Annotated in this window: 18 protein-coding genes; 1 reads left to right on the top strand and 17 read right to left on the bottom strand. The window is 36.3% G+C overall.

Translation table 11 applies throughout. The annotated features are described in order from the left end of the window. Positions 1 to 34: 34 nt before the first annotated feature. The 17 genes from LCP48_RS03725 to LCP48_RS03645 all read right to left on the bottom strand — a co-directional run bounded on the left by LCP48_RS03725 (position 35) and on the right by LCP48_RS03645 (position 14,967). Entirely contained in the window at positions 35 to 376 is a 342-nt protein-coding gene (locus LCP48_RS03725; protein ID WP_225340719.1) for a hypothetical protein, read from the bottom strand. A gap of 6 nt (positions 377 to 382) precedes the next feature. Next, positions 383 to 2,185 (bottom strand): motility associated factor glycosyltransferase family protein, encoded by a 1,803-nt coding sequence (locus LCP48_RS03720; RefSeq protein WP_225340718.1) that lies wholly within the window; start codon positions 2,183 to 2,185, stop codon positions 383 to 385. Between the two features lie 62 nt (positions 2,186 to 2,247). After that, entirely contained in the window at positions 2,248 to 3,516 is a 1,269-nt protein-coding gene (locus tag LCP48_RS03715; protein ID WP_225340717.1) for a flagellin N-terminal helical domain-containing protein, read from the bottom strand. A gap of 139 nt (positions 3,517 to 3,655) precedes the next feature. Further along, positions 3,656 to 3,877, bottom strand: a complete 222-nt coding sequence (gene csrA, locus LCP48_RS03710; RefSeq protein ID WP_225340716.1) for a carbon storage regulator CsrA — start codon at positions 3,875 to 3,877, stop codon at positions 3,656 to 3,658. Beyond that, positions 3,877 to 4,320: a flagellar assembly protein FliW gene (fliW, locus tag LCP48_RS03705; protein ID WP_225340715.1), complete on the bottom strand. Its 444-nt coding sequence runs from the start codon at positions 4,318 to 4,320 to the stop codon at positions 3,877 to 3,879. Before fliW ends, csrA begins: the two co-directional genes overlap by 1 nt. Before the next feature lie 16 nt (positions 4,321 to 4,336). Further along, the gene (locus LCP48_RS03700) at positions 4,337 to 4,900 is read right to left on the bottom strand and encodes a DUF6470 family protein (protein ID WP_004227569.1); all 564 of its coding nucleotides are present in this window, start codon (positions 4,898 to 4,900) and stop codon (positions 4,337 to 4,339) included. Positions 4,901 to 5,041: 141 nt separating this feature from the next. Beyond that, entirely contained in the window at positions 5,042 to 6,037 is a 996-nt protein-coding gene (gene flgL / locus LCP48_RS03695; RefSeq protein ID WP_225340714.1) for a flagellar hook-associated protein FlgL, read from the bottom strand. 27 nt (positions 6,038 to 6,064) lie between these two features. Next, positions 6,065 to 7,732 (bottom strand): flagellar hook-associated protein FlgK, encoded by a 1,668-nt coding sequence (gene flgK, locus LCP48_RS03690; RefSeq protein ID WP_004227574.1) that lies wholly within the window; start codon positions 7,730 to 7,732, stop codon positions 6,065 to 6,067. Positions 7,733 to 7,748: 16 nt separating this feature from the next. Continuing rightward, positions 7,749 to 8,249 carry a flagellar protein FlgN gene (locus LCP48_RS03685; protein ID WP_004227576.1) on the bottom strand — a complete coding sequence of 167 codons (501 nt, stop codon included), beginning with the start codon at positions 8,247 to 8,249 and terminating at the stop codon, positions 7,749 to 7,751. 27 nt (positions 8,250 to 8,276) lie between these two features. Then, positions 8,277 to 8,537: a flagellar biosynthesis anti-sigma factor FlgM gene (flgM, locus tag LCP48_RS03680; RefSeq protein WP_004227578.1), complete on the bottom strand. Its 261-nt coding sequence runs from the start codon at positions 8,535 to 8,537 to the stop codon at positions 8,277 to 8,279. A gap of 121 nt (positions 8,538 to 8,658) precedes the next feature. Then, positions 8,659 to 9,072, bottom strand: a complete 414-nt coding sequence (locus tag LCP48_RS03675; protein ID WP_004227580.1) for a TIGR03826 family flagellar region protein — start codon at positions 9,070 to 9,072, stop codon at positions 8,659 to 8,661. Between the two features lie 78 nt (positions 9,073 to 9,150). After that, positions 9,151 to 9,741 carry a ComF family protein gene (locus tag LCP48_RS03670; protein WP_004227582.1) on the bottom strand — a complete coding sequence of 197 codons (591 nt, stop codon included), beginning with the start codon at positions 9,739 to 9,741 and terminating at the stop codon, positions 9,151 to 9,153. Then, positions 9,738 to 11,123 carry an ATP-dependent helicase ComFA gene (locus LCP48_RS03665; protein ID WP_216486589.1) on the bottom strand — a complete coding sequence of 462 codons (1,386 nt, stop codon included), beginning with the start codon at positions 11,121 to 11,123 and terminating at the stop codon, positions 9,738 to 9,740. Before LCP48_RS03665 ends, LCP48_RS03670 begins: the two co-directional genes overlap by 4 nt. A gap of 44 nt (positions 11,124 to 11,167) precedes the next feature. Continuing rightward, entirely contained in the window at positions 11,168 to 12,010 is an 843-nt protein-coding gene (locus LCP48_RS03660) for a DegV family protein (protein ID WP_004227586.1), read from the bottom strand. A 267-nt stretch (positions 12,011 to 12,277) separates the two neighbouring features. Continuing rightward, a complete protein-coding gene (locus LCP48_RS03655) occupies positions 12,278 to 12,823 on the bottom strand; it encodes a DUF3225 domain-containing protein (RefSeq protein ID WP_004227588.1) in 546 nt (181 codons plus the stop codon). A 284-nt stretch (positions 12,824 to 13,107) separates the two neighbouring features. After that, positions 13,108 to 13,782: a response regulator transcription factor gene (locus LCP48_RS03650; protein ID WP_004227590.1), complete on the bottom strand. Its 675-nt coding sequence runs from the start codon at positions 13,780 to 13,782 to the stop codon at positions 13,108 to 13,110. A 36-nt stretch (positions 13,783 to 13,818) separates the two neighbouring features. After that, positions 13,819 to 14,967: a sensor histidine kinase gene (locus tag LCP48_RS03645; protein WP_004227593.1), complete on the bottom strand. Its 1,149-nt coding sequence runs from the start codon at positions 14,965 to 14,967 to the stop codon at positions 13,819 to 13,821. 165 nt (positions 14,968 to 15,132) lie between these two features. Here LCP48_RS03645 and LCP48_RS03640 point away from each other — a divergent pair, with 165 nt between their 5' ends. Further along, positions 15,133 to 15,768, top strand: a complete 636-nt coding sequence (locus LCP48_RS03640) for a YigZ family protein (RefSeq protein WP_004227595.1) — start codon at positions 15,133 to 15,135, stop codon at positions 15,766 to 15,768. Positions 15,769 to 15,889: the final 121 nt, after the last annotated feature.

Genomic DNA, 15,889 nt, shown 5'->3' with positions numbered 1-15,889 from the left:
TAAGCTCTAAACAAAGAACTTAGCCTTTATATAGTTAACTATCAAAATTTCTTATCAATTTTTGACCATTAAAAAATAAAAAAATCTCTTGTTCAAAAATATCTGCAACTTTAAGATAATTTTTCTTTTCTAAATTATCATTAATGATTTCTAAAAAATACTGTATCTCATTAATTCTTAGGTCATAAATTATATTATTATTATTTAATAACTCCGTAGCATCAACTAACCACAGTGCTCCTTCTGAGAAATCACGAATAGATTGTAATGCACTAGCTAGATCATTGTTTCTTAAAGCATTGGCTATATATAAACAACCATTAGGAACTTTACTTATATAAGTATTAAAATCAGTAACTAATTCATATAAATTCATTAAAATTTACTCCTTATTTATTTCATATAGGGCAGCTTTAATATTTACTTGTACTTCATATATCGTTCTACTCATTATCCCTAATAATTTTATTTGTTCTTCTTTTTCATTTTGTACGTTTTCTTTATTTATTATCTGTTCCCTGCTATTTAATGCCCATAAATATTTCAATATTGAAGATTGTAGGTTATGCAATAATAAATCATTATCCCAAACATCTTTGATTATATAATGAATGACAGTTAATTCATCATAGTATTTTGTAAAATTATTATAATCAATCTCCATATTTTCTACTTTTTTAAAATAGATTATAATATTTTTTAATAATGCCTCACAGTAATCTACTTCAGTTTGTAAATTATTTCTTAATTGATTCTTATCAATTGGGTAAGATTTAATGTTTGAAAGTAAGGTACTTGTATGAGGAACATCTTTTTCACAATATTTTGCAATCGTTTCTTGCAAACTTTTACGTTCTGTAAAATAAATTCTAGCCCCACCCTCAGTAGCATCAATTACATGTAGATTGGCTTCACCTATACGTTTTTCAAACCATACTTTAAACTGTCGCCAAGTATCTGTTGTTGTTACTGTTCCGCCAAAATATCCCTCTACAGTATCATGTCTACTTTTAGAGATTGGTGCACGATTAAGTTTATGATATATAGTACCCTCTGCATGTGTAGTCACACTATCATCACTAAAGGCCAAATCCTGTCCAACTAAAATTAGCGGTGAACATCCCAAGTGTTCTGCAATACCAAACGCAACGTGAGCGCATGATGAACCCATGTAAATACCTGATTCCTTCGGTAGGTTCATTATACGCTGTAACCACATAGTTTCTGATATTTCATTTCTAAACGGTAGTAAAATATTACCTTTATATTCTTCTAATATCCTTGTTTCTATTACAGCTGGTGCTACAAAAGTTACTTCTTTTGGGATATTATTTTCTTGATAAAAAAATTCATATGTACGTTCACTTCGCTCTATTGAACATACAAAATCAGGTATAATCCCTTCATCTAGCAATCTCTTTACAATAGTATCTACCGCTACAATAACCGCTTTATCTTTAACACTTTTCAATAAATGAAAATTTTTATTCAAAGATGGGCCAGCTGCTACAATAATAGCTGGTTTACCTTTATGTAAATCTTTCATTTGAGCAGTATCTTTTGCTGTTAAAATATAAGGCAGGTTCTTTAAATTACGTTCTAAACCGATTAAACTATCAACAATATCATTTCCAAAGGCTCGTACTGTTCCTAAAATGGTTTGTCGTATTAACTGAATATATTGTTTCATTAATTTTAAATCGTTTGTACGGTAATAATCAGTAAAATAAAAATTAACCTTCTTCAATAATTGAACATATGAAATATCAAAAATAATAGGCTGTAAAAATGTGATAATATTTTCTGGACTATTGTCTGCAAACAAAACTATATTTGGTTGTGAAAAAATTTTTAAATTTTTATTATTGAGTACATAATTAAATACAGTTAAATTAGGTTCAATAATAATTATTAAGGTGTCTTTATTTTTAGTTTGATATAGTTTTGATATTTCATTAACAGAAAATACCCCAAAAACAACAAGTATTTCCTTGTGTGTAACTCTACTTTTGTAATCCTTATCCAATTTATCCTTCAGAACTACATATTCACCACTACTATACTGGAAATATGTATTACCATTAGGCTCGGATCCTTTAAATATTGGCTCCAAATCTTCAGTAATTGGTGCAACCCAGTTATACTTATTATTTGTCAAGAAAGAAATATTATCTTCGATATACATAAATTCACTCCTTTCAGTAAAAAAGCCATAGCGCAATGCGCTATGGCTTCAATGTTTGGGTATTACCCCAATAACTGTAATACGCCTTGTGGCTGTTGGTTAGCTTGCGCAAGCATAGATTGTGCAGCTTGCATTAAGATATTGTTCTTTGTGAACTCCATCATTTCCTTCGCCATATCTGTATCACGAATACGTGATTCAGCAGCTGTTAAGTTTTCAGAAGCAGCACCTAAGTTATTGATTGTGTGCTCTAAACGGTTTTGAACTGCACCTAATGCTGAACGTTGATCAGAGACCTTAGTAATTGCATTATCAATTTTTGTAATTGTACCAGAAGCTTGATCACGTGTAGATACACTTACACCATTGATTTCAAATGTAGAGCCTGCTTGAAGATCATCAGCTAGGTTTAAATCAGCTTTAGAAATTGATAAAGTAGTACCATCACCTTGTTTAAATGTAAGTGCTGCTGTTGCACCAGTACCAACCATTTCACCTACTACTTTACCATCTTTAATCACTTGAGTACCAACAACTTCATATTTACCAGCTGAAAGTTTTGAAGATGCTGAATTTAAAGTAGTTTGTGCAGTTGCTTTACCATCTTTAATAGTCAATGTTCCACTTGCAAGACTTGCAGAAGTAGTGAATTTATACTCTGCACCATTTGTGCCAGTAATCACACCAGCTGCTACTGCTCCAACTTCATTGCCTTTAGCATCAAGTAATTTATTACCAGCTGCGTTGATAGTATATGTTCCATCTGCTAATTTAGCGCCAGTAGTACTTGATTCAGCTACATCTTTAGCAATAGTAGTCGTATTAACTAAACCTAAAGCTGCTGCACCCATTTTGTCGATGTCCATTTTAAGTTCTTGACCTTCGTTAGCACCGATTTGGAAAGTTCCTGAGAATGAACCATCAAGTAATTTTTGAGTGTTGAACTCAGTTGTTTCTGAAATGCGGTCAAGTTCTTCCGTTAATTGCGTGATTTCTTGTTGGATTGCATCACGGTCAAGGTTAACGTTTGTATCACTTGAAGATTGAACTGCTAATTCACGCATACGTTGTAGAATTGAGTGTGTTTCGTTTAATGCACCCTCAGCAGTTTGGATTAAAGAAATTGCATCTTGCGAGTTTTTCGTAGCCATGTCAAGACCACGGATTTGTCCGCGCATTTTTTCAGAGATTGCTAAACCAGCAGCATCGTCACCAGCACGGTTGATTTTGAAACCAGAAGATAACTTCTCAAGGTTTTTAGAAGCTTGAGTGTTGTTTGCACCTAAGTTACGGTGTGCATTTAATGCAGAAATGTTGTGTTGAATTCTCATAATAGAATTCCTCCTTGAATTGTTTTTTTGTAACCCACATCCTTGTGGGAGAGCTTGGTTTCTGTAGTATGTACTACTTCTGCCTTACAATCTATATATCGTACGATAGATTGAATGTTTAATAGTTTTCAAAAAAATTTTATTTGTTTTTTTTCAATTTGCTTAACAAGTTTGGAGAAGTTGCCAGTGCTTCTTTATTTTGTTCTTGAATGGCTTCAAAAATTTCTGAGCGATGAACCTTCACTGATTTTGGTGCCAAGATGCCGAGCTTTATTTGATCACCCTCGACCGCAAGTATCTTGACTTCAATTTGGTCGCCAACCATGATGGATTCGCCTTTTTTTCTAGATAATACAAGCATTACTTGGCACTTCCTTCCGCAGCACCGATTGGATAGCGTAATGGATAGCTTGCACTATCTTGTAACACAATTTGTTTTCCAAGTTTTTTTACTGTATTTATGACAACTGGAGCTAGTAAATTCATTGTAGATTCTTGGAACGTTTCTTTTAATGTCAAAATTGCGTATGGTACAATATCATCTTCTTTTTCGATTTGCAAATCCTCTTTAACTTCCTCATCAATTTCGAATTCATAGTCCTTTTTAAAGGCAAATGGATAAGCGAGCACAAAGCCAAGTTCTTGTTGTTCAACAGATTGCAAGACTACTAACGGTAAATCTGCATCGAGAGGTAACAAGACGAATTTACGAGCATTTGGGAAGCCTGGCAGTCCTGTTTCAAATGTTAAGATGTCTTGTTCATTAATTTCAACTGTTCCTAAAAATTTTGTTTCAATATCCATTAGATTACTCTCTCCTTTAACCAATTACATCAATGTCAACATTTGGTCTTTGTACCATTGTACCAGTTACTTTCCCTGGTGTGTATTCGTAGATTGGTTTGTTCACCTTTGCGTCAATTATTGGCTCTCTCCGTTCAATATTGACATCTGTTGTGCCAGGAGTATAGTCGATTTTTACAGAGCCTATGGATGGTACGAATTTGATATTGAACGGTACACGATGGGGCCCATGATTTTGTTTAGCAATATTTTGCATAATAGCTCGTCCTTGTCCTTTACCAGCTGACATCATTATTTGTCGCCCTTCATTTACTCGTCTCTCAATACCACTTAGAGCAGTCTGTTGACCTTCTTTCGCAGCATTTTTAGTTGCTTCAATTGGTCCAATTAACCCTAAATCTCTCCTCGCTTGTGAGGAATCTATTTTTAAAACACCTCTTGTTGTATGAATCTCCAAGATAGCGGCTGGTTGTTCAATATGCAGAGTAGCCTCTGGTTGTTCAATGTGTTGTTGTGGTTTTCCTATATGAAGGTCTAATTTGGCATCTGTTGTACGAATTTGAATTTGAGGGAGTCTCATTTTACCTCTCCTTTCAATAAAAGCGTCTGAACGAATTGTCCAAACGCTTTCCTTTTTCATTTATAAAGTTTGTTCGCTATACCTATTATCACTTTGCTTTTCCCTATAATCTCTTGGTTTTCAGATTATAACTAGTGCGTATTATCTAATAAAATCTACTAGAGTTTGCTGAATAATTCTTGCGCCTACAGATAATGCGGCCTGATGAATAGACTCTGAAGTAACCATTTCCGTTATCGCTTTTGAATAATCAACATCTTCATTGTTTGATAATTGTTTAGTTACGCTAATTTCCCGAAGTGACAAGCGATTTTCCATTAATTCGACACGATTTTGGCGTGCCCCCATATCGGCCTGTGTCTCAAGGATTTTATTGTGTATATTTGTTATATCATCCGATTTACTATTGGAAGTAAAACCACCTAATGCTTTACTAATTTCTTCGCTGGTCGCTGGCCCAGGAACTCTTTCAGGATCCAATAAGTTTGATATTTTCCCCATTAATGAATCGATATTCCCAAATAAATCAGCACCAGGTGCATTCACTTGTAATTGAATCCCATCATAGACCTCAATTTGAACATCAGCATTCGGTGCTGTTAATTTATCAGCTGCTGTAGAAATAATATTTGTTCCATCGTAAAGTTGATAATCCGCATTAATTATTTTTGAACCATCAGCATTTGGGGGAGTCGCATCTACAAATAAAGGTTTATCCGTATTCGTACCACTGAAAATATAACGGTCACCAATTTTTGTATTTGATACATCCTGAATCTGTTGGCGAATTTGATCAATTTCTTTCTTAATTTTTGCACGCTCATCAGGTGTATTTGTATCATTGGCTGCTTGAATCACAAGTTCACGAACACGCTTCATTTGTTCACCTACTTGGTTCAGTGACTCATCGGTTGTATCTATCCAGTTATTGACCTCATTCATATTCCGTGTATATTGTTCAACTCGTCCCAAATCCCGACGATAGCCCATTCCCTTTACAGCAATAACAGGATCATCAGAGGGTCTAGTAATTTTTTTACCAGAATTAAGTTGGTCTTGTAGTTTAGACATTCTGCCATAGCTTCTGTTTAGGTTAAGCAGCATGTTATTTGATAGCATCGTTTGTGTCACACGCATGTTAAGAAAAACCCCTTTCTAGTAATTTTATAGTCCTACACGGCCCATACCATTGATAATTTTATCTAAAGTTTCATCGACAACTGTAATCATACGTGCATTGGCATTGTACGCCTGTTGGAACGTAATCATATTCGTCATTTCTTCATCTAAGGACACCGAGCTGACAGATGCGCGGTTATAAGTTATTGATAATAACAGGTTTTCAGAGGTTTTATTTAATTGATAGGCTTCTTCACCGTCTGTACCCAATTTTCCAATCATTCCTTGATAGAAAGAGTTGAAAGTTGCGCTATCAAGATGCTCTGTTGAAGGTGGAATTACAACAGTATTTGCACCAACTGTAATTGTAAATCCTCCAGCACCAATTGCTTTTGATTGTAAATTGGCTAGCTCAATTGCCCATTTACCATTACCTACTTCATTAGGAGCAGAAGAAGCAGCTAGTTTGGAAGTATCTTTGGTAAATTCTTCATTTATTTTAATATTGCCAGCATTAATTGTTGTAGAACCATCCATCGTTTCAAAGAAGTTTAATCCATTTTGTACACCTGTCAAATCATAGCCTGCCTTATGTACAGCATTAAATGTATTAGCAAAGGTAGAAGCTAGTTTATCCAAATTTGCTAATGCTTCTGGATAGTAACCTTTTATACCTGAAAAAGCACCTCCAGCGTCATATTCAGCATATCCGTACGAATTAATAAGTGATAGTAGTTTACCTTTTCCAGGCTCAAGTTCGTTATATTTAATTGATTCCAATCCTACAGCATCAGCAGCTGGCTTTGTTGGTGGTTCACCTAACTTGGAAATTTTTATTTCCTGAAAAACCTTTGTTAAATCATTACCATCAATACTTGCTACTGTGCCTGTTGCATCTGTTCCCGTAGTAGTGAATGCCGCATATTCTCTGCCATTAACTAATTCAATTGGCGCACCTGATGGATACGGCTTAAACTTTATTGTTAGACTTCCCTCAGCCACCTCACTAGCAACCCCACCTGAAGGAACACGTTCAATCGATACTGGTATATAGCTATTTAGTTCATCAATTAACACATCACGTGCATCATACAAATCATTAGGAACATGCCCATTAGGTTCAACCTCTTGTATTTGCTTATTAATGGATGCAATTCTCTTTAATATAGAGTTAATACGATCTGTAGATACATTAATTTCGTTTCCTAAATTACCTTGTATTGTTTTTATCTGTGTGTCCATATAATTGAATGATTGTGCAAGATGTTTTGCTCGTTCAATCGCTACTGTTCGGGACGATGCATTTTCTGGATTCGTACTGACATCCTCTAGCCCCTTCCAAAATTGTTCTAATGCTGCATTTAAGCCAAATTGGGATGGCTCATCCATAATATCTTCCATTTGTGAAATCGCATTAGAACGGGATTCCCAATAACCAAACTTATTCGTTTCTTGACGATATTGACGATCAATAAATTCATCGCGAATACGTTGAATTGAGCCTGCTTCTACTCCTGTACCTAGGTGTCCAGGATAAATGGGCTGATTTAACCCAGCCGTTGGAAATCCAGGTGTTGCCTGCATGTTCACTCGTTGACGAGAGTAGCCTAGTGTGTTGGCGTTGGAAATATTGTGACCTGTTGTATATAAAGCAGTTTGCTGTGTGAAGAGGCCACGTTTACTAGCTTCTAAGCCCATAAATGTTGAGCGCATGTTTCTTCCTCCCTTGTTATGCTTGTGAATCGAAATATGATTTTTTAGCTATATTGTTTGTGCCACGGACCTCATTGCTGGAATAGTTCATTTGCTCTGTACGAGGTCTTACTGCATCTAATGTTAGATTGACGACTTGTAAGGATTGGAAAACAAGTTTTTGATTTAGATCATTTTGTTTTCGTAGGTCATTGATAATTTGCATTAAACGTTCGCGAACTGCTGATAGTGTTGCTTTGTCAGCTTGTTGTTCAGCAGCCTCGATGACATCCGCGACAGTTGTTTTGTCAGCTGAAGCAAGTCCCTTTGCCTCAAGATAGTCCGTTACCTGTTTCTGACGCTGTTGCTCGAGCTTATCGATGGCTGCTATGTGTGCCTGCTCATCCTTGAGCAATTGGTCTAGCGCTTCGATATCGCCAGCTTTGATAATTTCTGTTTTTTTAAAGGCTAGTTCGAGTAAGCTTTTATGCATTCTCTCTAGCATTGTTAGTGTAGAACTAATTGCTTCTACAGACATATCGTTATACACCCTTTCTGCTATTCCCTAGAAACGATAATATTTCAGCATATCCTCTGCCACTTTACGAGCGTCTACTTTGTATTCACCAGAAGCGATATCCTTTTTCAACTGTTGAACATGGTTTGCTCGCTCAGAACTGTATGTTGAAACACCTCGCATTTCTTGTGCAGCCTTTGAAATTTCAATTTTATCGGCGAAAGATGCCTTGTTTGTATTTGATTTTGCATTGCGTACTTGGTTTTTATAGGCGTTTACTGCATTAACTCCATAAGATGTAATTTTCATTTCAATACCCCCCATCTCTAAATCCTATCTTACTATTATTTCGGATTGTCTCACATAATGTTAAGTTTTCACATAGAAAAAAGTGTGCTAATTTTGTTTAAAATTAACACACTTGGAGTAATTAACGTTTACGCTCTGAGTGATAGGTTACTCTCTCACGTTCCTCAACACTTTGGCGAAACTCTTTGGCAGCTTCAAATGTCCGTAAGTCTGCTTTTAATTCATCCTGACATTTCGAGCAGAGCTTTCCTGTCGTTGTGAGATGACCGCAGTTATCACATGGGTAGCCAAGGTTAGGGAACATTGCTGGCTGTAAACGGCCTTTACGGACCCATTTAAATAGTAAGTCTTTATCTGCTCCCGTTGCTTCTACAATACGTTCTACAGTTGCCGCACGGTTTTCACGTTTACGTAAGAAACGATAAACGATTTGATAAAGCTCCTCCTCTGATTGTGCACACTTATGACACACTTCTCGGACTCCTGTATAATTAAAAAATTCATTACATTTCGGACAATTACGAACCTCTGCCATTAGCCTTTCCTCCTCTTTCTAGCAAATTTATCTACGAATGCTGTCTCATTAACTATTATACATAATGTATTGGTATTTTCATCCTTCAATTAATGTGAAGTATTGGACATTTTTAGCACCTGCCTGCTTTAAAACAGTTGTAGCATGCTCTAGAGTCGTCCCTGTGGTTTTTATATCGTCAAAAAGAAGATAATTTTTATGTTCGACTTGTGCAGCCTCCTTTAAGCGAAAAAGTGGAGCTGCCTGTATACGCTGCTCTCTATTTTTGGAGCTTTGTGTTTCTGTCGTTGTCTTTTCTAATAATTGCATAAAAGGAATATGCGCTGCCTTTAATAGTTCATCAGTATGCGAGAAAGTACGCTCCTGCTGCTTAAAAGGGTGCATCGGAATGGGTAGTATAATCGCTTTTTCTTTATTGAGACGATCATAGAGCTCCTGTCGAAATACCTTGGCAAGAGCCACATCTTGAAGAAACTTTAACTGGTGTAAGTAATCCTTCATCGCCTCATTATATTGATAAAGGGATGTAGCAGATTGAGAAGGTTCAAAACGAGCGGCACATTTTTCACATATAGTCGGCGAGAATTGCTTGGTTACAATCATTTTCCAGGAAATAGTTATTTTTAATGGCTGTGTGCATATTAAACAACGATGTTCTATTTTATTCATTCAGAAAATCCCTTCTTATTATAAAATTGAATTTTTGCGCATGCCTCATCCATCTCTGCCGTAATACCGTGATGAAAGAATAGGACGTCCCCATCAGGAAATTGAACATTTCGTCCAACTCGACCTGCGATCTGAATGAGAGCATTTGCAGTAAAAATCAATGACTCTGCCCCTATCACAGCCACCTGTACATTGCTGATTGTAATGCCCCTTTCTAATATCGTAGTGGTTAATAAGCCCGGAACTTCTTTATTTCGTAGCTTTAACACCTTCACCTTCCGCTCTGGGTCAGCTGCATGTACAGCTAATATGTCTTCATTTAACCCTTGAAGAAGAGGCGTTGCACGTTTCATTAAGTCAATTGTCGGGAAAAATAGTAAAAAGGGTTCCTTTTGGCGTAAGCGCTCCTCCACCCACTTTTTTAACCTTTTAGGGACTTTACCTCGCTTAAAGCATTGATTATAGCTCCATAAAGAACGAACTTGTGGGACTGGTAATGGATGATTATGATAGCGTTTTGGAATAAAAGAGTAGCTTTCTTGCTGGAAAGTATGGAGTAATGATGCTGATGGGGTTGCTGTCACAAATACCAGAGGAGTATTTTCCTTTTTAGCCTTTTCTACTGCTCTTTGTAAAGTTTCATCAAATGTATAAGGAAAAGCATCTGCCTCATCTACAATAATGACATCAAATGCCTTGTCAAATCGGTAGAGCTGATGGGTCGTTGCTATAATAAGCTGGGCATAGCCCTTTTGATGAGGAGCTCCACCGTATAAAGCATGAATAACTGTATCAGGAAAAGTCTCTTGGAAGCGTGGATACAGTTCTAACACTACATCTGTCCGTGGTGTCGCAATACAAACACGTAGCCCTCGCTTTAATGCATCATACACAGATGGGAAAAGTAGCTCTGTTTTGCCTGCACCACAAACTGCATGAATTAAATGGGAGCGTTTTGCTTTCACACTTGCCAAGGTTTCATTAGCAGCCTGTTGCTGGAGTTCAGTGTATTGCCCTACCCATTTTAATGAATGCTTGTTAATTTTTATCGCCCTGGGGCCTGTCCAAATTATCAATTGTGTACAGCTACTGACTCTCCCCATCTTAATACAGTGTCGGCAGTACACACATTGTTGCTGACATTTTGAGCAATCGAATTTTGTGAATAATTGAGGGTCTGTATTGTGGCAACGATTGCATTTCATAGCTGGCTTCATTTGAATTCCTTCTATTATACTGACGAATTTTCGCTGTATTGCTTTCTCAATATCTTCAGATGAAAATGGCGAATGTTCTTTTAACCAAATGCGACCTTCATGAAAATCACGTAATGCTGGGGGAAATAACCAGCCCCTATATCTCATTAAAACTTCCCCTTTCATAGAAAAAAGCCTCTACTTTTGCTGTAGAGACTTCTCACAATTCATTATTTTTTTGTCCATCCTAATCCCATCGACCCTTCACCTAAATGAGTACCAATAACAGGACCAAAATAGCTCAATTTAAAGTTTACGTTTGGGTACGTTGCGGCTAATTGCTCTAGCCATTCTTGGGCTTCAGCAGGACAATTTCCGTGAATGACAACAGCGTCCATCGCTGCATACTTTTTGGCATCTTCTGCTAACAATTCTTCTGCACGCTTTAATGCCTTTTTACGTGTTCGGATTTTTTCGAAAGGTACAATTACCTTGTCCACGAAATGTAAAACAGGCTTTACTTGTAATAAGCCACCGATTAATGCAGCTGCAGAAGATAAACGCCCACCACGCTGTAAATGTGCTAAGTCGTCTACAATGAAGTAAGCACGAATAGACTGCTGCATGTCCGCTAATGCTGCAAGTATGTCTTTTGCTGAATGGCCCTCTTTCGCCATTTCCGCTGCCCTTAATACGTAAAAGCCTTGAACAGCACAGGATATTTCACTGTCAAAGGTATAAACATCAATGCCTTCCACCATTTCACCGGCCTGTACTGCACCTTGGTATGTTCCACTAATACCACTCGATAAATGGATGGAAATAATCTCATCGTAATCTCTTGCTAGCTCATCAAAAAGAGCGACAAATTCTCCGATTGGAGGCTGTGTTGTTTTGGGAAATTCTTTAGCTCCACGCACCTTATCATAAAATTCAGATGCTGTGATATCTACTTCTTCTGCAAATAATTGACCTGAGATATTAACACTTAAAGGTATCATGTGAATGTTTAAGCTTGCACGTTCCTCAGCTGTAATATATGCAGTACTATCTGTTACGATTGCCGTCCTCATCCATGTCCACTCTCCTATAATTCTTAGTTTACAATCTATTTCTACTTGGTGCAATTGTTGTTCGTTGTTGTTACTGTTGTTACTGTCGCTTTTGCATATATTACGAAAAACAAAAAGAAATGAATGTGAAATGAATGACGAACGTCGGATTCCCGTTCTCGCCCTTCTAGAGTTATGCTAGTTAGCTAGCTTCCATTTCACATTCATTGTCTATGTATAATAGGCATATCTTCACTCAATTGTTATGTTGAATGAAGATAGCTTCTGTTAATTTCCTGTACTTGACTGTGAGTCATCACCAATATAAAAGACACTCGTCACTTTCCAATCATTGTCCTCTTTCACAAAGACTGTTACCTGACGTCCTGCACTTTCATGTTCGACATTTGTCTCAAGCTGAAGTGAGTGCATTTTCATGTTGGCAAATACTTGCGCCTCTTCTGATTCATACTTTGCAATTGTTACATTTTCTACTTCACGCTTAATATCAAATTGATCAAATACTTCTGATGCATATGTTTTTTCTTCATCGTATTTAAAACCCTTTGGATTTTTCGAGATTGTATTCATATAACGATCAATTTCTTCAGCATTTAATGCAGCAATATACTCATCAAAAGATGCTAAAATCGCCTTTTCATCTTCCGCTGGTACATTATCAGCCTTTTCTACGTTTCCACCCATCATTTCAAAGCCAACTGTACCATCCTCTATTACTTTATCTCGTTCTTCATCACTCATCTTTTCATCTTTATTACCACAGGCAGTTAACACTAATAAGATTAGAACTGCTAGAAAACTTTTCTTTAACATCAAAAAACCTCCCGCGCATATTGTAGCATATAAATGCTTTCGTAGGAATTTTGTTGTGCATTTTCAACATTTAAGTGCTACATCTTCCTTATGACGCCTTAGGCTGTAAAATGTTGCATGAATTGCTAGTTATCATATTCATACTCATGAATAGTAATGTTACAAAATTGTGAATGACCTGTTCTTCATCAAGTAAGTTCAATACAAATTATTACCAAAAAACAATAAAAAACTGTTTTAAAAACTACTTCAAAAAAAGTAGCTTTTAAAAACAGTTTTAGCAATTAGCGTACTTCAACCCAACCATTTTTAATGGCTGTTACAACTGCTTGTGTACGGTCATTCACATTCATTTTTTGTAGAATACTTGATACGTGGTTTTTAACTGTTTTTTCAGAGATAAACAGTGTCTCACCGATTGTACGGTTTGATTGACCATCTGTTAATAATTGTAATACTTCACATTCACGCTTAGTTAGCAAATGGAATGGACGACGAATTTCAGTTTGATGGAAGTTTCCTTTATTTTCATGTTCTGAAAGTCGTTTAAATTCTGCTACTAGGTTTTTCGTTACTTTTGGATGTAAATAAGAACCGCCGTTGGCAACAACTTTAATCGCCTCAACGATTTCATCTGCATCCATTTCTTTTAACATATAGCCAAGAGCACCTGATTTTAATGCATGCGTAACATATGTTTCATCATCATGTATAGACAGCATAATCACTTTTGCATCTGGAAATTCAGTAATTAACTCTGCCGTTGCTTCTACTCCGTTTTTGCCTGGCATGTTAATATCCATAAGCACTACGTCTGGTTCGTTTTCAGCGTATAACGTAACCACATCTGTACCATCGTCACCTTCTGCTACTACATCAAACGTATCTTCAAAATCTAAAATGCGTTTTACTCCTTCGCGGAATAGCTGGTGATCGTCTACAATAATAATCTTTGTCATTTGTCCTTTACCCCCTAAATTTCTGCAACCATTACATCATTCAGCTTTTAACGGTATTTTAAATAACACCGTCGTACCTCGATTGATTTCACTACTAATGGTGATAGTACCATTTAATATTTCAATCCGTTCTTTCATTCCTAATATTCCAAAGGAATGATCTTTCACTACTTGTGGGTCAAAGCCTATGCCATCATCTTTTACAACAATGTTGACGGCATCTTTTAACCATTCAAGCTTTACCCAAATGTCTTTACACTTACCATGCTTCATGGCATTTGTTACACATTCTTGTACTAATCGGAAAATGGATACTTCATAATTTGAAGGTATACGTTTTTCTGTACTTCTCGATTGGAAATGAATTTCAACACCTGGATTATATTCAGTCACTGTCGATAAATACTTCTTTAATGTCGGAATAATTCCCAAGTCATCAAGTGCCATTGGTCGTAGATCATAAATAATACGTCGCACCTCAGATAAAGCATTACGTACCGTTTTCTTTAAATCGGCAATTTCAGCCAAAGCCTTTTCAATACCTTTTTCACGATACGTTCTATCGATTAAATCAGTGCGCATAAGGACATTTGCAAGCATTTGAGCAGGTCCATCGTGAATCTCTCTTGATAAACGCTTACGCTCTTCCTCTTGAGCTGCAATAATACGTATCCCAAAATCCTGTTTCATTTTTGCTTGTTCAAGGGCTAAACCAACATTTCTTAAATCTGAAGTTAAGTAATTCAAAACGACATTTACCTGATTAACAATATGATCAGCACGTTCAATCGTATCGAGTAATCCTCTTAATCTTCTCTCTAGATCATCTCTTTTATCCCGTAGCTGTTTTTCTTGTGTTCTAATAACGGAGAGCTTTACTTGAAAATCATGTGCAGTTTCATATGCTTCTCTAACTTGTTCTTCGGTATAATTATCAAAAGCTTTACTCACTAGCACAAGTCGTTGCTTAGCAAGCTGCGTACTTTTTTCCAATGCATCGCCATCATCAATTACGATTGATATTTGTTTTCGAACAATTTCCAGCTCTTTTTGCATATCTTCAAAGCTTCTGCGGCTTTGTTCACTTATAATAAAGATATCATCCTTTGAGCTCATGATTGTATCTAACATCCGATTAAAAATGTCATCAAGCGACTTTAAATCGAAGGTATCATTTGAAAACATAGTATACTCCCCAGTCTAATGTCTTATGATTACTTACTAATTTAATAGACTAAAATCACATATTCCATAGTCTACACCTATTATAGCATTACCATGCTAAAATTTAATGCTTTTTCTTCATGAAAATTATAGAATAGAACTCTAGTTAAAAGGAGATTGATACGAATGAGAGAAAACTATTTAACAGTAAAAGGATATGGTGAAAGCGAAATTGTCATTTCCAAATCTCGCTTTCTCACTTATATAGAACGTGCAGAAACGGAAGAGGATGCAATTTCTTTTATAGATGGTATAAAAAAATTGCATCATAATGCAACACATAACTGCTCCGCATATATTATTGGAGAGCATGATCATATTCAAAAGGCAAATGATGATGGGGAACCTAGTGGTACTGCAGGCGTCCCTATGTTAGAGGTCTTAAAAAAACAAGGATTAAAAGATACGGTCGTTGTTGTGACCCGCTATTTTGGAGGCATTAAGCTCGGTGGTGGTGGTCTTATTCGTGCTTATGGAAAAGCAACTACAGAGGGATTAATTGCTGCACAGATAGTTGAACGTAAATTGCATCATTTCATGAAAGTAGCTATTGATTATACATGGCTAGGAAAAGTCGAAAATGAAATAAGAAGTTCATCATATTCTTTAGAGGAAATACGTTATTTGGAGGGTGTTGAAATCATTGTTTCTGTGCTAAAAGAGGAAGAAGAACAGTTCCGAAGTTGGATAACAGAAATGACAAATGGACAGGCTACCATCACTTTCGAAGATGCTCAATTTGTAGAATTTATTGTCAATTAAATAGTTTTAATTGTCGAAACTAAATATGCATAGTATAATTTTTTTGTTAAGCTATTTTATTGTCCACACAATTACTTAGTGATAATTGAATAAAAGTTAGCTTCATTGCATTATTATTCCC

The organism is Lysinibacillus capsici, assembly GCF_020217405.1.
GTDB classification, from domain to species: Bacteria; Bacillota; Bacilli; order Bacillales_A; family Planococcaceae; genus Lysinibacillus; species Lysinibacillus capsici.
Note: the sequence above shows the minus strand (reverse complement) of the source record. Positions and strands in the feature narration are given on the sequence as shown.

Bases quoted from the DNA above. Each gene is read 5' to 3' on its own strand.
- LCP48_RS03725 (WP_225340719.1), bottom strand. From the start codon at position 376: ATGAATTTATATGAATTAGTTACTGATTTTAATACTTATATAAGTAAA.
- LCP48_RS03720 (WP_225340718.1), bottom strand. From the start codon at position 2,185: ATGTATATCGAAGATAATATTTCTTTCTTGACAAATAATAAGTATAAC.
- LCP48_RS03715 (WP_225340717.1), bottom strand. From the start codon at position 3,516: ATGAGAATTCAACACAACATTTCTGCATTAAATGCACACCGTAACTTA.
- csrA (WP_225340716.1), bottom strand. From the start codon at position 3,877: ATGCTTGTATTATCTAGAAAAAAAGGCGAATCCATCATGGTTGGCGAC.
- fliW (WP_225340715.1), bottom strand. From the start codon at position 4,320: ATGGATATTGAAACAAAATTTTTAGGAACAGTTGAAATTAATGAACAA.
- LCP48_RS03700 (WP_004227569.1), bottom strand. From the start codon at position 4,900: ATGAGACTCCCTCAAATTCAAATTCGTACAACAGATGCCAAATTAGAC.
- flgL (WP_225340714.1), bottom strand. From the start codon at position 6,037: ATGCGTGTGACACAAACGATGCTATCAAATAACATGCTGCTTAACCTA.
- flgK (WP_004227574.1), bottom strand. From the start codon at position 7,732: ATGCGCTCAACATTTATGGGCTTAGAAGCTAGTAAACGTGGCCTCTTC.
- LCP48_RS03685 (WP_004227576.1), bottom strand. From the start codon at position 8,249: ATGTCTGTAGAAGCAATTAGTTCTACACTAACAATGCTAGAGAGAATG.
- flgM (WP_004227578.1), bottom strand. From the start codon at position 8,537: ATGAAAATTACATCTTATGGAGTTAATGCAGTAAACGCCTATAAAAAC.
- LCP48_RS03675 (WP_004227580.1), bottom strand. From the start codon at position 9,072: ATGGCAGAGGTTCGTAATTGTCCGAAATGTAATGAATTTTTTAATTAT.
- LCP48_RS03670 (WP_004227582.1), bottom strand. From the start codon at position 9,741: ATGAATAAAATAGAACATCGTTGTTTAATATGCACACAGCCATTAAAA.
- LCP48_RS03665 (WP_216486589.1), bottom strand. From the start codon at position 11,123: ATGAAAGGGGAAGTTTTAATGAGATATAGGGGCTGGTTATTTCCCCCA.
- LCP48_RS03660 (WP_004227586.1), bottom strand. From the start codon at position 12,010: ATGAGGACGGCAATCGTAACAGATAGTACTGCATATATTACAGCTGAG.
- LCP48_RS03655 (WP_004227588.1), bottom strand. From the start codon at position 12,823: ATGTTAAAGAAAAGTTTTCTAGCAGTTCTAATCTTATTAGTGTTAACT.
- LCP48_RS03650 (WP_004227590.1), bottom strand. From the start codon at position 13,782: ATGACAAAGATTATTATTGTAGACGATCACCAGCTATTCCGCGAAGGA.
- LCP48_RS03645 (WP_004227593.1), bottom strand. From the start codon at position 14,967: ATGTTTTCAAATGATACCTTCGATTTAAAGTCGCTTGATGACATTTTT.
- LCP48_RS03640 (WP_004227595.1), top strand. From the start codon at position 15,133: ATGAGAGAAAACTATTTAACAGTAAAAGGATATGGTGAAAGCGAAATT.